Here is a 406-nt window from a genome sequence, read left to right as displayed (position 1 = left end):
GTGTGGTTCATGACTGGGGTGAAGTCGTAACAAGGTAGCCGTAGGGGAACCTGCGGCTGGATCACCTCCTTAATAAAACGCACGACAACATCCAAGCGCCCACACAGTTTGTTTTCCTAAGATGTCTTTGAGCTCGCAATAAAGCAGAGCTGCTCGGGTCTGTAGCTCAGTTGGTTAGAGCGCACCCCTGATAAGGGTGAGGCCGGTGGTTCAAGTCCACCCAGACCCACCACCGCAAGCAAACTAGAACACTAGCCAAGCTAAATCCGGGGTAGAGCAAGATTGTCCAGATGAAAGGGCTTTGAAGAGCTTTTTCATCTGGTTAATCCAGAAGTTCATTAACAATTTGGTAGATATTAAGAGGCAGTTTTACGAACGCAAGTTTGTAAGACGACACAAGCGTCGT

General features: G+C 48.5%; 1 tRNA gene and 1 rRNA gene. Both read left to right on the top strand.

Annotated elements, in window-relative coordinates:
- Nucleotides 1-72: ribosomal RNA gene (locus E1O47_RS12170) — 16S ribosomal RNA — on the top strand; the annotation flags it as partial.
- An 83-nt stretch (nt 73-155) separates the two neighbouring features.
- A tRNA-Ile gene (locus tag E1O47_RS12165) sits at nt 156-232 on the top strand.
- Nucleotides 233-406 lie beyond the last annotated feature (174 nt).

The organism is Legionella yabuuchiae, from assembly GCF_900640115.1.
GTDB classification, from domain to species: domain Bacteria; phylum Pseudomonadota; class Gammaproteobacteria; order Legionellales; family Legionellaceae; genus Legionella_A; species Legionella_A yabuuchiae.
Note: the sequence above shows the minus strand (reverse complement) of the source record. Positions and strands in the feature narration are given on the sequence as shown.